Source organism: Dactylosporangium sp. NPDC051485 (assembly GCF_040682015.1).
GTDB lineage: Bacteria > Actinomycetota > Actinomycetes > Mycobacteriales > Micromonosporaceae > Dactylosporangium.
In genome coordinates this window covers 1-12,754 of the sequence record NZ_JBFAZW010000119.1, presented here as the reverse complement: position 1 = coordinate 12,754, position 12,754 = coordinate 1, and the positions used below count along the sequence as shown (strand labels likewise).

The following is a 12,754-nucleotide window of genomic DNA, read 5'->3' as shown; positions in this document are numbered from 1 at the left end:
GGCGGACGCAAGAGACGTCCGCCGCCCCGGTCGGGACTACAACTACGGGATCAGCTTCCAGGGGCCGTTGGGGTCACCGGGGGCCTGGTTGCGGGTCCACCACTTCGCCTCGTAGACGCGCTTGTCGTGGGTCACCCGGTCGCCGGTGTTGTACACCGTCGTGGCCGTCCAGGCCGCCGGTCCGCCGCCCGGGGACGGCGGGGCGATCTCCTCCCAGGGGCCGTTCGGGTCGCCGGGGGCCTGGTTGCGGGTCCACCAGCGGGCGCGGAACTTCTTGTCCTTGTACATCGCGATCTCCCCCGAGTTGAAGATGCGCGACGCGGTCCAGACGCTGGTCCCGCCCTCGGTCATGGCCAGCTCCTGCCAGGGGCCGGTCGGATCGCCCGGCTTCTGGTTCTTGGTGGCCCAGGCCGCGATGTAGGCGCGGCCGTCGTAGCTGACCTTCTCGTTGTACTTGTACTGCGTCGAGGCGGTCCAGGCCGCCGGCAGGTTCACGGTCACGGTGGCCGTCGCCGTCGCCGGGGCGAAGGCGTCGGTGCCGAGGTACGCGGCCGTCAGCGTGTGCACGCCCGCCGAGAGGCCCGGCGGCAGCGTGAACGTCACCGCGTTGCCGGTCAGGCCGGCCGAGCCGCGCACCTTGTCGCCCTCGCGCAGCTCCACCACGCCCGGGACGGTGACACCGTCCGCGGAGACCTGCACGGTGACCGTCGCCGCCGTGCCCCAGTCGACCGACGCCGACGAAGCGGCCAGCACCGGCGCGCCCCGCACGGTGCGCAGGACCGCGGGCTGGGCCACCGCCACGCCGCCGTCGGCGCTGCTGGCCGAGACGATCCAGGCGTACGACGTCGCCGGGGTCAGCCCGGTCCAGCGCACGGTGGCCGTGCCGCCCGACTGGACCTGCGCCGTGCCGATGGTCCCGGCCGGCACGTAAGCGGCCAGGGAGTCGGTGGCGAAGGACGTCTTGCGGGTGGTGAGGTCGACCGGGAGGGTCAGGTTGTCCTCGGCGCCGTTGTAGCGCGGCTTGGTCTGGCTCCCGTCCTGGCGGATGTCGTACTCCGTCGCCCCGTAGTTGTTCAGGAACGGGGAGTACGTGTCGATGTGCATCACCGCCCGCTTGACGTCGAACTGCAGCAGCCGCAGGAAGCTCGCGCCGAACTGCAGCCGGTCGGTCGCCTTGTGATCGGGCGTGCCGTCGCCGTTGACGTCGATGTTGCCGTTCGCGTCGACCAGCGAGGGCCACAGCTCGCCGGCCGGGACCGTGTAGAACTGGTAGTCCGCGAGCAGCTCGACCACGTCGTGCGCGACGGTCACGCCGACGTTCGTCTTCAGGTTGGTGCCGACGCCGTGCTCGTGGCCGGCGAGGACCAGGAAGACGTTCGGGTTGGCCTCGACCACCTGCTTGTACAGCGGCGAGCCGTCCGGCGCCGAGAAGGCCGCCCCGCGCCCGTCGGGGTTGGTCGACGGCTTGAGGTAGTCGTGCGACAGCAGGATGCCGTTGCGGTCCTTGTAGCGCTTGAAGACGGAGTCCGCCCACTTCGCCTCCTGCGGCGTGACGCCGTAGGAGAGCCCGACCGCGACGAAGTCGAGGCCGCCGGCCGAGAACAGCACGTAGTTGTTCTGGTTGTCCCGGCCGGGCACGACGCTGCCGTCGGCGTTGAACTGCTCGTCCCACGCGTGGTACTCCGCGCCGGCCGGCCAGCCCTTGGCCACCTGGTAGTAGCGGCTCGCGCCGAACGTCTTGCTGAACCGGGAGTCCGGGCCGGTCTCGGCGCCGAGCTGGTTGTCGTGGTTGCCGGCGATGACCTGGTTCACCACGCCGTTGTCGTCGAGCACCTTCTGGTAGTCCGACGCGAGCGCGAGCTCCTTGTCGACCTCCTCGTTCAGGCCCGGGCGCAGCAGCGAGCCGTCCGGCTTCTTGGCGAGCGGGTCGTAGTAGTCGTTCTCGATGATGTCGCCGGTGTGCGCGGTGTAGGCGATCTTCCGTCCGGCCGCGTTGTCGGCGATCCACTGGGTGGTGTCCTTGTAGGCCGCCGCCCAGATGGCCTGCTCCTCGGCCGTCTCGACGTCGGAGGCCTCCTTGACGCCGTTCCAGTTGTCGTACGTGCCGCCGGCCGCGCCCTCGGTGAGGTACTGCGTGTCGGTGAAGTGGGCCAGGGCGAAGTCGTACGTCCCCGGGTCCTCGAAGTGGTCCTTGTCCGCCTGCGCGGTGGCGTCGTGCGGCGAGAGGTCGTCGGCGAACGGGTCCTCGCCGGTGACGAGCACGTGCACGGTGCCGCCGTCGCGGTAGGCGTCGGCGAGCTGGGTGGCCAGCACGGTGCTGTGCTGGGCCTGGCCGCGGGAGCTGGTGAGGACCACCCACTGCTTGGCCGCCGCGTCCCACGCCCGCAGGGCGACGACCCGCTCCGGGTCGATGGTGCCCTCCCAGCGCAGGGTCGGGTTCGCCGCGGTGCCGATGTTGAGGTCGTAGCGCTGGAAGACCACGTCCCGCCCGGACGGCGTGTCGATGCTCTGCCCGTCCAGGGGCCGCAGCGACTCGACCTTGATGCTGCCGTCGTGAGCGACGTCGAGCGTGGTCGGCACCGCGGAGGCCGTGCCCTGGTAGCCGCCGGTCGGCAGCACCACGTCGGCCTTGGTGAACGTGGCGGTCAGCGGCACGCCGGGCGCGCCGGGAACCTTGGCCGACAGGTTGGCCGACGGCGCGTTGACACCGGTGACCGCGGCCGCCAGGTCGGTCGGCACGTCGGGGATGTTGGCGCTGGTGAAGTGGATCTGCCGGGTGGCCGTGTTGCCCAGGACATCGGTCGCGGTGACGGCGAGCGTGTGCGCGCCGGCCGGCAGGCCGTGGCCGATCTGGTCGCCCTGGTTGACCGCCTTGCCGTCGAGCGTGATGACCGGCTTGCCGGCCACCCCGGAGGCGTCCTTGATCTTGACCATGAGCGCGACGGTCGAGGTGAGGTTCTGCCCGTCGGCCGGGACGCTGCTGGCGACCTCGGGCGCGGTGTTGTCGACGGTGAAGCCGCGGGTGGACGCCTTGTCGCCGGCCACGGCCTTGATGGTGTGCCCGCCGTCGGCGAGCGTGGTGGTGTCCACGTCGGCCCGCTTGCCCTGGCCGGGCGCGGCGACGTCGAACGTGATCGTCTTGTCCAGCACCGGGTTGAAGCTGCTGCCGCAGGTGCCGTCGCCGACGTAGACGGTCACCTGCTGGCCGGCCGGGTAGCTGGCCGAGCCGATCGTCACCGTGTTCTCGGCGATCTCCTTGGTCAGCTGGGTCGCGGTCGCGCCGACCGGGACGAGCTGGAAGTCGCGGAGGGTGAAGTCGTCGTAGTTGTCGCAGCCGCCGGGCTTGGCGCTGCCGTGGTCGCTGCCGGCCACGAACTCGACGGTGTTGACGCCCGGCACGAGCCACTCGTTCGGGAAGGCGAGGTCGGCGACCTCCTTCTCCCAGATGCCCAGGTCCAGCGGGATGCCGTTGATGAGCACCTTGTTGTCGAAGCCGCTGTCGGAGCCGTTGCCGCCGACGAAGACCCGCAGGTGCGCCTCGCCGCTCGCGGCGAGGGTGTCGATCGTGCGGGTGGTCGGCGCGTCCGCGACGTCGAAGTGGAACTCGGCCTCCTTGTTGGGGCCGCAGGTGCCGTCGCCCAGCGCCAGCGAGGCGTCGGTGGTGACGACCCGGGTGGTGGTGGCGCCGGTCGTGGTGAGCAGGTAGGTGGTGCCCGCGGTCACCGTGCCGGCGGTCCCCAGGGTGAGCCGGGTGGCCGCCCGGGTCAGCTTGAAGTCGTCGTGGTTGGCGCAGGTGGCACCGTTCAGGGTGCCGTTGTAGTCGCCGGTCTTGACCTGCACGACGTTGTCGCCGAGGTGCAGGTACCGGTGCGGGAGCTGGATGGTGGCGGTCTCCGCGCCGGCCACGCCGTAGTCCCCGCCGAGGTCGATCCGGTTGCCGTTGACCAGCAGGTAGTTGTGGTACTTGGCCTCGGCCGAGTTGCCGGCCTCGACCGTCAGCGCGAGGGTCGCGGTGCCCGACGCCAGGGTCTCGGCGTTCTCGGCGGCGCGGCCGTCGATCGCCAGCGAGTCCACGGTGCCGGTGCCGCCGGTGAGGGCCGCGATGACCGGCAACGTGGTGCGCACGAGGGCCCCGTCGGCCGGGGTGACCTTCGGCGCGCCGGGCGGGGCGTTGTTCACCGCGACCGCGACCCGGCTGCTGGCGCCGGACTTGGTGGTCGCGGTGACCGTGTGCGCGCCGTTGGCCAGGGTGGTGGTGTCCAGGTCGGCGCCGAGGCCGGCGGTGCCGCCGGGGGTGCCGGAGACGACGAACGTCAGGTCCTGGGTGAGCAGGTGCGGCGAGCTGCCGCAGGTGCCGTCGCCGAAGGTGTAGCTGAAGGCGTTCTGCTCGCCGTCGGCCACGACGCCGAGCAGGCTCAGGCTGATGCTGCTCAGCGCGAAGTCGTCGTAGTTGGGGCAGCGCAGCCCCTCGCCGAAGGGCAGCTGGTCCACGCCGACCGCGGCGGCGTTGGTGGTGTCCACCCAGTTCCAGCCGGCGTGCACGGTGACCTTGTTGACGCCCTGGTGCAACCACTCGCCGGGGAATTCGAGGCTCGCGGCGCGGCCGCCGGGGATGTCGGGCACATAGACGCGGTCGGCCTCGGCCGTGTGGTCGTTGACGGTGATGTAGTTGTGGTAGCGGGCCTCGGTACCGTTGCCGCCCATGTCGAACCCGAAGTGCGCGGTGCCGGCCGTCGCCTTCGCGGTGATCTGCCGGTCGTCGACCTTCAGGGCCACGACCGAGTCGTTCTCCACGGTCGGCTCGGCGCCGATGTGGGCGGTGCCCTCGAGGGTCTGGCCGTCGGCCAGGTTGAGCACCGGTGCGCCGGTCGCGCCCGGGGGCGCTTCCTGCGCCCCGGCGGTGTTCGGCCCGATCGCCGCGCTGGTCCCGCCGACCAGCGCAAGGGCGAGCGCGGAGGCGAGCGCCCGCCGCATTCCTTGCCTCATGCTCGTGACTCTCCTTATGTTTCCCGGGTGGTGGGTTTGAGCCGACGCCGCACCAGGAAGAAGCCCATGGCGGCGAGGACGAGGAGGGTGCCCACGACGGCCCCGACCTGCAGGGCGGCGCTGCGGCCGAGGTTGCCGCCGGCGGCGGCGGTGCCCAGGGTCCACTCGTGGGTGTCCGCGCCCTGGCGGTAGACCGTGCGCTGGCCGTCCGGGCCGGTGGCAAGGGTCTGGTACGCCGGATTGAGGTCCGTGAGCGTCCGCACCGCGATCGTGGCGGTGCCGATCGGCGCGGGGCAGGCGAAGTCGACGGTCGTGCCGGTCCTGGCGAGGTCGGCCGGCGGCTGGACGGTCCCGGCGCACCGCTTCCCGGCGGCGGTCACGGTGATCTGGCGCAGCAGGTAGCCGGCGAACTGCGGGGAGGGTCCGATCGCGGCGGCGTCGGCGTCGCGGTAGAACACGGCGCCGTCGAGCATGACGCGGTCCTGGGGCAGCACGCCGAGGGCGACGCCGAGCAGCGTCAGGTCGTCGAGGCCGCCGGCCTTCCAGCGCACGTGCACGACCTCGGCATCGGCGGAGACGGCGACGGTCTGCGGGTCGCCGAAGGGGTGGGCCGCGGCCGGCTGCGGGGCGATGAACACTGCGGCCAGCGCGAGGACACCCGCGAGGAGGCGCTGAGCCACGGGAGACACTCCGGGTTGTTCGAGATCATTTTCGACGCCGGAGAAGTCTGACGTTTGGCGCCGCAAACCCGCAGGTCCCGCTCAGCGACCGACAGATGAACAAACAGTTCGGCGGCGGGCTCGTCTCCACCCCGCTCGCGCCGCAGGTCCCGCGCCGTCACCGGGCCCGGTCGGCGCGCCCCGCCCTCGTTACGCGTCCGGGCCCAGCATCGGGAAGACCCTGCTCACCACGGCAACCGGCCGCATGCCCGGCGCCGGGCGGGCCTCGCGGTGGCGGTACCGCTCCACGAGCGCCCGCATCTCGCCGGCCAGCTCCGCCATCTCGTCTGGCGTGACGTACACCACCTGGGAGAACGCCTCGTCGCGCCGCCACGGCGCGGGGGCCTGCTCCCGCAGCGCCAGCCAGCGCTGATAGCTCTCGTCCTCCAGGCCCCGGGCGAGCTCCCCGAGATCGGCCGGCCGCTCCCCCGCCAGCCGCCAGGGCTTCTCCCGCCCGTGGCCCGGGACCGGCTCCACCAGCCCGTGCCGCGCCAGCTGCCGCAGGTGGAAGGAGTGCAGGCCGGACGAGCCACCCAGCTCGCGGGCCGCCTCCGTCGAGGTCACCGTGCCGCGCTCGCGCAGCAGCTCCAGCAGGGCCACCCGGACCGGGTGGCCGAGTGCGGCGGCGGGCTGACGGGTCATCACTTTGCAAAGTATGGTGTTTGCAAAGCCATGTGGCAAGGAGGTTGGCGATGACCGTGCTGCCCATCCGGCTCTTCGGAGATCCGGTGCTGACCACGCCGACGGAGGAGGTGACGACGTTCGACGCCGAGCTGCGCCGCCTGGTCCGCGACCTGACCGACACGCTGCGGGACCAGCGCGGCGCCGGCCTGGCCGCCCCGCAGCTGGGCATCGGCGTGCGGGCGTTCGCCTTCGACGTCGATGGCGTGCGGGGCCACCTGGTCAACCCGGTGCTGAGCTTCCCCGACGAGCGGGAGCAGGACGGGCCGGAGGGCTGCCTGTCCATCCCCGGGCTGTACTTCGACACCAAGCGCCGCCTGCACACGGTCGCCAAGGGCTTCACCGACCGCGGCGACCCGATCCAGGTGGTCGGCACCGGCGAGATGGCCCGCTGCCTGCAGCACGAGACCGACCACCTCGACGGCGTGTGGTTCATCGACCGCATGGACGCGCAGCGGCGCCGCGCGGCGATGCGGGCCATCCGTGAGGCGCCGTGGTTCGCCGACGCCGCGCCGCGCGTGAAGGTGAGCCCGCACCCCCTGCTGGGCCGGGGCCGCTAGACGAGCACGCGCACGGGCTCCCGGCGCATCCACACGTCCAGGCTCAGCGCCTGCTCGGCCGCGCGGCGGGTCGGGTGCCCGGGCAGCCCGGGGTCGAGTAGCGGGGCGGCCGGCGAGTCGGTCGCGACCCGGTCCAGCGTCTCGCGCAGCGCCCGCTCGTATTCGGGGTCCTGGGTCGACGGGTACGGGCTCTTCACCCGCTGCACGACCGCCTCCGGCAGCGCGTCCGCCGTCGCCGCGCGCAGCAGGCTCTTCTCCCGGCCGTCGAAGGTCTTCATCGACCACGGCGTGTTGTAGACGTACTCCACCAGCCGGTGATCGCAGTACGGCACCCGCACCTCGAGGCCGTGCGCCATGCTCATCCGGTCCTTGCGGTCGAGCAGGATGCGCACGAAGCGGGTCAGGTGCAGGTAGCTGAGCTCGCGCATGCGCCGGTTGCGCGGGTCGGGGTCGTCGCCGTGCTCGACCTCGGCGAGCGCGTCGCGGTAGGCCTGCGCCCGGTAGCCGGGCACGTCCAGCTCCGCCCGCACCCCCGGATCCAGGGCGTCGAGGTCCCCGTCGGCGATGAGCAGCCACGGAAAGGCGTCGGCCCCGACCGTCTCCGGCGTGTGGAACCAGGAGTAGCCGCCGAACACCTCGTCGGCCGCCTCGCCGGACAGCGCCACCGTCGAGTGCTCGCGCACGGCCCGGAACAGCAGGTACAGCGACGTGAAGATGTCGCCGCCGAAGGTGGGCAGGTCGGCCGCGTCGACCACGGCGGCCCGGTCGAGCGGGTCCATCAGGTCGCCCGCCTCCAGCACGATGTCCTGGTGGGCGGTGCCCACGTGCCCGGCCACGGCGTGCACGTAAGGGGCGTCCGGCGTGGCGCGGAAGGCATCGGGCGTGAAGTGCTCGGCCTGGCCGGCGAAGTCGACGGCGAAGGAGCGCAGCGGGCCCTCGCCGCGGGCGGTCAGGGCGGCGTGGGCCAGCGCGGTGATGGCCGAGGAGTCCAGGCCGCCGGAGAGCAGCGCGCACAGCGGCACGTCGGCGATCGTCTGGCGGGCCACGATGTCGTCGAGGAGCCCGCGCACCGTGCGCACGGTGGTGCCGAGGTCGTCGCGGTGCTCGGCGTAGGTAGGGCGCCAGTACCGGCGGCGGTGCACGCCGTCGCGGCCGACCCGCACCGTCTCGCCGGGGATGACCTCGCGCAGGCCGCGGTACACGCCGTGCCCGGGCGTCTTGACCAGGGCGAACAGCTCGCGCAGCCCGTCGGAGTCGACGACCGCCTCGGCGAGCGGGTGGGCGAAGATCGCCTTGGGCTCGGAGGCGAAGAGCACCGCGCCGTCGGGGGTGCGGTAGTAGTACAGCGGCTTGACGCCCATCCGGTCGCGCACCAGCAGCAGCCGTTCGCGCCGCACGTCCCAGATGCCGAAGGCGTACATCCCGTTGAGCCGGTCGACGAAGTTCTCGCCCCACTCGACGTACGCGCGCAGCGCCACCTCGGTGTCGCTTTCCGTGCTGAACCGGTGGCCCCGGCCGCGCAGCTCCTGGCGCAGCTCGCGATAGTTGTACAGCTCGCCGCTGTACGTGATGGCGGCGACCTCGCGACTGTCCTCCTCCACGACCATCGGCTGCGCACCGCCGGCAAGGTCGATGACGGCCAGCCGGCGGTGCCCGAAGGCCACGTGCTCGCGCACCCACAGCCCCTCGGCGTCCGGCCCGCGCAGGGCCATCGTGCCGGTCATGGCCCGCACCGCAGCCTGCTCGGCACGTACGTCACGGTCGAGGTCCACCCACCCCGCGATGCCACACATGCCCGGCCGGTACCCCCGTGTCGGACCGGTAACCGGCGTAACACGGCCGAAACTCGACCGACGTGGCAGCGAAATCGCTCCCCGGCAGGCTGGCCCGGCCGCCTGGGGGCGAAACGAAGGGGAACGCCATGCCACAGGGCTTCAGCGCCGGGGACACCGCCTGGCTGCTCGTCAGCGCCGCACTGGTGCTGCTCATGGTCCCCGGCCTCGCGCTGTTCTACGGCGGCATGGTCCGGGTGAAGAGCGCCCTCAACATGCTCATGATGTCCTTCGCCTGCCTGGCCGTGGTCACCGTCGTGTGGGTCGTCGCCGGGTACTCCCTCGCCTTCGGGCCCGATGCCGGCGACGGGCTGATCGGCGATCTGCGGTACCTCGGCCTGCAGGGCATCTCCGGGCACGACCTCACCGGCTCGGTGCCGACCGCCGCCTTCGCCGCCTTCCAGCTGATGTTCGCCGTCATCACCGCCGCGCTGCTCAGCGGCGCGATCGCCGACCGGGCCAAGTTCGGCGCCTGGATCGGCTTCGTGGCCGTGTGGGTCCTCGCCGTCTACGCGCCGATCGCGCACTGGGTCTTCGGCGGCGGCTGGATCGCCACCCACCTGCACATCTTCGACCTCGCCGGCGGCACCGTCGTGGAGATCAACTCGGGCGCCTCCGGGCTGGCCCTGGCCCTGGTGCTCGGGCCGCGCCTGGGCTTCCGGGCCGACCCGATGCGCCCGCACAGCCTGCCCCTGGTCGTGCTCGGCGCCGGGCTGCTGTGGTTCGGCTGGTTCGGCTTCAACGCCGGCTCGGCCCTGACCGCCGGCGGCGGCGCGGCCATGGCGTTCCTGAACACGCAGGTGGCCGGCGCGGCCGCGATCTGCGGCTGGCTGCTCGTGGAACGCTTCCGCGACGGGCACCCGACGACGCTCGGCGCCGCCTCGGGCGCGGTGGCCGGGCTGGTCGCGATCACCCCGTCGTGCGGCTCCGTGAGCCCGCTGGGCGCGCTGGCGATCGGCGCGATCGCGGGGGTGGCCTGCTGCTATGCGGTGTCGTTGAAGTACCGGCTGGGCTATGACGACTCCCTGGACGTGGCCGGCGTGCACGGCGTGGGCGGCCTGCTCGGGACGCTGCTGATCGGGCTGCTGGCCACGAGCGCGGTCACGGGCGGCGATTCCGGCCTGCTGTACGGCGGGGGCCTCGGGCTGCTGGGCCGGCAGGCCCTGGCCGTGGTGGTGGTCGCGGCGTACGCGTTCGGCGTCACCTGGCTGCTGGCCAAAGGGGTCGACCGGCTGGTCGGCTTCCGCGTGAGCGAGGAGCACGAGCGGACCGGCCTCGACCTGGTCGTGCACGCCGAGACCGCCTACGAGCTGCACGCGACCTCGTCCGGGGCGAGGACCGTCGTGCCCCACCACCAGGCTGCATCGCCCACGCCACGCCCGGCGCGCCTCGACGCCAACCCGGTCGACGGCCAGTAGCGGCTCAGCCCGTCTTCACGATGGCCAGCACCGCGGCCACGATGCGGGCCCGCTCGGCCCGGTCGCGCAGCAGCCGCACGACGTGCTCGCCGCCCGGGTCGTCCTGGTGCGGGAGGCGGTCGATGAGCGTCCCCGCGCCGTCGCCGAAGACCAGGGTGATCACCTCGGTGACGACGGTCTCGGCGTCCTCGCCCGCGCGCAGCCGGGCCCGGATGGCGATGACCGCCTCGTGGGCGAGGTCCCGCAGGTGTACCTCGTCCCGCTCCCCCTCCCCCACCAGGTCCAGGGCGTGCAGCTGCGGCCCGTCGGGGTCTACGGGGGCGAAGCGCGGGACCGGCACGTGCTTGTGGCCGAGCGGGCCCTCCACGTAGCGGGCGTACCACTCGGGGCGGGTGCGCATGACCCGCAGTACCGCGTCGATGTCCCGGCGCACGTCGGCGCCGTCGCCGGCGTCCCAGCGGCCGGTGAACCGGCAGCGCAGGTCGGTCCACGCCTCCGTCGGCCAGACCTGCGATCCGGCGATGGCGGGGTTGCCGACCCACACCAGCATCTGCACGCTCAGGTGAACCAGCCAGCGGTCGCCGCCCAGGCCGTCGACGAGCCACTTCGGCGGGCGGGGGCGCTGCAGGGCGCCGATCGCCCCGCGGCGGCGGCGGTGGCCGTCCACGGTGGCCGAGGTGAGCAGCCCGCCGATCCAGGCCTCGAGGTTGTCGATGGGGCGCACCGAGCGGTGCACCACGTCGTGCACGACCGCCTCCACGTCGTCCTGGAAGCGGTCGAAGCAGTCGTCGACGAGGTGGCGCACGGACACCGCGCAGCCGTTGTGGCCGCGGCGGCGCTCCAGGCCCTGGGTCAGGCCGCTCCACACCACCGGGTACGCCACGCAGTACGCGCCCCCGACCAGGCGCTTGCGCTCGGCGTCGCCGGCCCCCGCGACGCTCGCCGCGAGCGTCCCGAGCCGCGCGAGCCGGCGGACGTCGTCGGCCGCGGTCGGCCCGGATCGAGGCATGACGAATCCCTTCATCGCTGGCAGGGATGGCTTTTGGGCGCGACGGCTGGATCGCTGTCGTCGGTGTGGCAGCGCGCGAACGGGGGATGGCTCTGGCGCAACGGCCGGATCGCTGTCGTCAGTGTGGCAGCGAGCGAAGTGGAATGAACGATCCGTTCCGGTCGTCAGGTGATCCGTTCGGACGGGGCCAATCCGGCTCCGGCCGGTCGCCAGGTGATCTGTTCGGAGGAGGCCGGTCCGGCTTCGACCGGTCGTCAGGTGATCTGTTCGGAGAGGGCCGGTCCGGCTCCGGCCGGTCCGTCAGGATCGCCCAGCCGCAACGCGGCGAACGCGACGACAGGCTCACGCAGGAAGGTCGACCTCGGATGGCACTGCCCCGCCGATCCGGGAGCACCGGCCGCTTCACCGATCTGGGAGCATAAGGACATGGCCCCGCAATCCGCGCAACCGCCCGGCGACCGTCTCGCCGAGCTGCTGCGGCGGGAGCTGCGCAGCGCCCGGACCGAGGCGCTGGACGACGGGGCCGACCCGGACGAGGTGACCGCCGACCTGACCGAGCGGATCCGCCGCCTGCGCCGGCTCAACGAGAACGGCCGGGATCAGGACCGCCCGTAACTGTGTGGGTGGTGTGTGGGTCCCGTTGGTGGGCCCGCGGCGCCGCGGGCCCGACGCTGGAGCACATCGGTTCGATGTGACTCTGCAGCGGAGGTAGATAGATGGGACCCGACGTCCAGGAGATGGTAGTGATCCACCGGGTGTTCCGCCGCGAGCTGGCGGCCATCCCGGCGCTGGTGCGCGCGACCACCCCCGGCGACACCGCCCGCGCCGGCGTCATCGGCGCGCACGCCGACTTCGTGCTGGGCTTCCTGCACGCCCACCACTCGGGCGAGGACGAGCTGCTCTGGCCGCTGCTGCTGCAGCGGGCGGCGCCCTCGGCCGACCTGGTGCGCACGATGCAGGCGCAGCACCACGGGGTCGAGGAGGCCACGGAGGCGACCCGCGAGGCGCTGCGGGCCTGGACCGCCGCGCCGGACCGAGCGGCGGCCGACCGGCTGGCCGGCCTGGTCGAGCGGCTGCGCGAGGCGCTGGTGGCCCACCTCGACCTGGAGGAGCGCGAGATCCTGCCCCTGGTGACCCGGCACGTCAGCGCGGCCGAGTGGGCGGCGCTGGCCGAGCACGGCAAGAACGCCACCCCGCGCCGCCAGCTGCCCCTGGTGTTCGGCGCGCTGCTGGAGGACGCGAGCGCGCGGGAGCGGGCCGGGCTGCTGGCCGGGGTGCCGGCGCCGATCCGCTTCTTCCTGCGTACGGCGGGGGCCCGCCAGTACCGCCGGCACGTCACCCGCGTCCGGGCGGCCTGACCTCCCGAGCCGGTTCGGCAACCCGCCCGAACACGTCACCCACGCCCGGGCGGCCCGACCTCCCAGGCCAGTCGCCGTCTTCCCAGCGCCGCAGCCGAAGCTGTACATCACGATGACCATGCTCGCGGCGCGTCCTCCTTACGACATCCAGAACGTACCGTCGAGGAGATGGGCCGAGTTGCTTGCGCTTC

9 protein-coding genes are annotated in these 12,754 nt (G+C 72.9%); 4 read left to right on the top strand and 5 right to left on the bottom strand.

Annotated elements, in window-relative coordinates:
- Positions 1 to 42: 42 nt before the first annotated feature.
- From AB0M46_RS42980 to AB0M46_RS42970, 3 genes are all read right to left on the bottom strand, one after another.
- A complete protein-coding gene (locus AB0M46_RS42980) occupies positions 43 to 4,986 on the bottom strand; it encodes a carbohydrate-binding protein (protein WP_363345855.1) in 4,944 nt (1,647 codons plus the stop codon).
- A 14-nt stretch (positions 4,987 to 5,000) separates the two neighbouring features.
- Positions 5,001 to 5,666 carry a hypothetical protein gene (locus AB0M46_RS42975; RefSeq protein WP_363345853.1) on the bottom strand — a complete coding sequence of 222 codons (666 nt, stop codon included), beginning with the start codon at positions 5,664 to 5,666 and terminating at the stop codon, positions 5,001 to 5,003.
- A 189-nt stretch (positions 5,667 to 5,855) separates the two neighbouring features.
- Positions 5,856 to 6,347, bottom strand: a complete 492-nt coding sequence (locus tag AB0M46_RS42970) for a helix-turn-helix domain-containing protein (protein WP_363345852.1) — start codon at positions 6,345 to 6,347, stop codon at positions 5,856 to 5,858.
- A gap of 50 nt (positions 6,348 to 6,397) precedes the next feature.
- Here AB0M46_RS42970 and AB0M46_RS42965 point away from each other — a divergent pair, with 50 nt between their 5' ends.
- Complete coding sequence (locus AB0M46_RS42965) at positions 6,398 to 6,946, top strand: peptide deformylase (RefSeq protein WP_363345850.1); 549 nt, start codon at positions 6,398 to 6,400, stop codon at positions 6,944 to 6,946.
- On the opposite strand, the gene asnB is transcribed toward AB0M46_RS42965, so the two are convergent.
- Complete coding sequence (gene asnB / locus AB0M46_RS42960; protein ID WP_363345848.1) at positions 6,943 to 8,739, bottom strand: asparagine synthase (glutamine-hydrolyzing); 1,797 nt, start codon at positions 8,737 to 8,739, stop codon at positions 6,943 to 6,945. The genes AB0M46_RS42965 and asnB overlap by 4 nt on opposite strands.
- Before the next feature lie 128 nt (positions 8,740 to 8,867).
- Here asnB and AB0M46_RS42955 point away from each other — a divergent pair, with 128 nt between their 5' ends.
- A complete protein-coding gene (locus tag AB0M46_RS42955) occupies positions 8,868 to 10,196 on the top strand; it encodes an ammonium transporter (RefSeq protein WP_363345846.1) in 1,329 nt (442 codons plus the stop codon).
- A gap of 4 nt (positions 10,197 to 10,200) precedes the next feature.
- On the opposite strand, the gene AB0M46_RS42950 is transcribed toward AB0M46_RS42955, so the two are convergent.
- Entirely contained in the window at positions 10,201 to 11,205 is a 1,005-nt protein-coding gene (locus AB0M46_RS42950; protein WP_363345844.1) for a hypothetical protein, read from the bottom strand.
- Positions 11,206 to 11,631: 426 nt separating this feature from the next.
- Between AB0M46_RS42950 and AB0M46_RS42945 the strand changes: the two genes are divergently transcribed.
- Both AB0M46_RS42945 and AB0M46_RS42940 read left to right on the top strand, forming a co-directional pair.
- Positions 11,632 to 11,820 carry a hypothetical protein gene (locus tag AB0M46_RS42945; protein WP_363345842.1) on the top strand — a complete coding sequence of 63 codons (189 nt, stop codon included), beginning with the start codon at positions 11,632 to 11,634 and terminating at the stop codon, positions 11,818 to 11,820.
- A gap of 101 nt (positions 11,821 to 11,921) precedes the next feature.
- Positions 11,922 to 12,563 carry a hemerythrin domain-containing protein gene (locus tag AB0M46_RS42940; protein ID WP_363345840.1) on the top strand — a complete coding sequence of 214 codons (642 nt, stop codon included), beginning with the start codon at positions 11,922 to 11,924 and terminating at the stop codon, positions 12,561 to 12,563.
- The last annotated feature ends 191 nt before the right edge of the window (positions 12,564 to 12,754 follow it).

Bases quoted from the DNA above. Each gene is read 5' to 3' on its own strand.
- AB0M46_RS42955 (WP_363345846.1), top strand. From the start codon at position 8,868: ATGCCACAGGGCTTCAGCGCCGGGGACACCGCCTGGCTGCTCGTCAGC.
- AB0M46_RS42950 (WP_363345844.1), bottom strand. From the start codon at position 11,205: ATGCCTCGATCCGGGCCGACCGCGGCCGACGACGTCCGCCGGCTCGCG.
- AB0M46_RS42965 (WP_363345850.1), top strand. From the start codon at position 6,398: ATGACCGTGCTGCCCATCCGGCTCTTCGGAGATCCGGTGCTGACCACG.
- AB0M46_RS42940 (WP_363345840.1), top strand. From the start codon at position 11,922: ATGGGACCCGACGTCCAGGAGATGGTAGTGATCCACCGGGTGTTCCGC.
- AB0M46_RS42945 (WP_363345842.1), top strand. From the start codon at position 11,632: ATGGCCCCGCAATCCGCGCAACCGCCCGGCGACCGTCTCGCCGAGCTG.
- asnB (WP_363345848.1), bottom strand. From the start codon at position 8,739: ATGTGTGGCATCGCGGGGTGGGTGGACCTCGACCGTGACGTACGTGCC.
- AB0M46_RS42970 (WP_363345852.1), bottom strand. From the start codon at position 6,347: ATGACCCGTCAGCCCGCCGCCGCACTCGGCCACCCGGTCCGGGTGGCC.
- AB0M46_RS42980 (WP_363345855.1), bottom strand. From the start codon at position 4,986: ATGAGGCAAGGAATGCGGCGGGCGCTCGCCTCCGCGCTCGCCCTTGCG.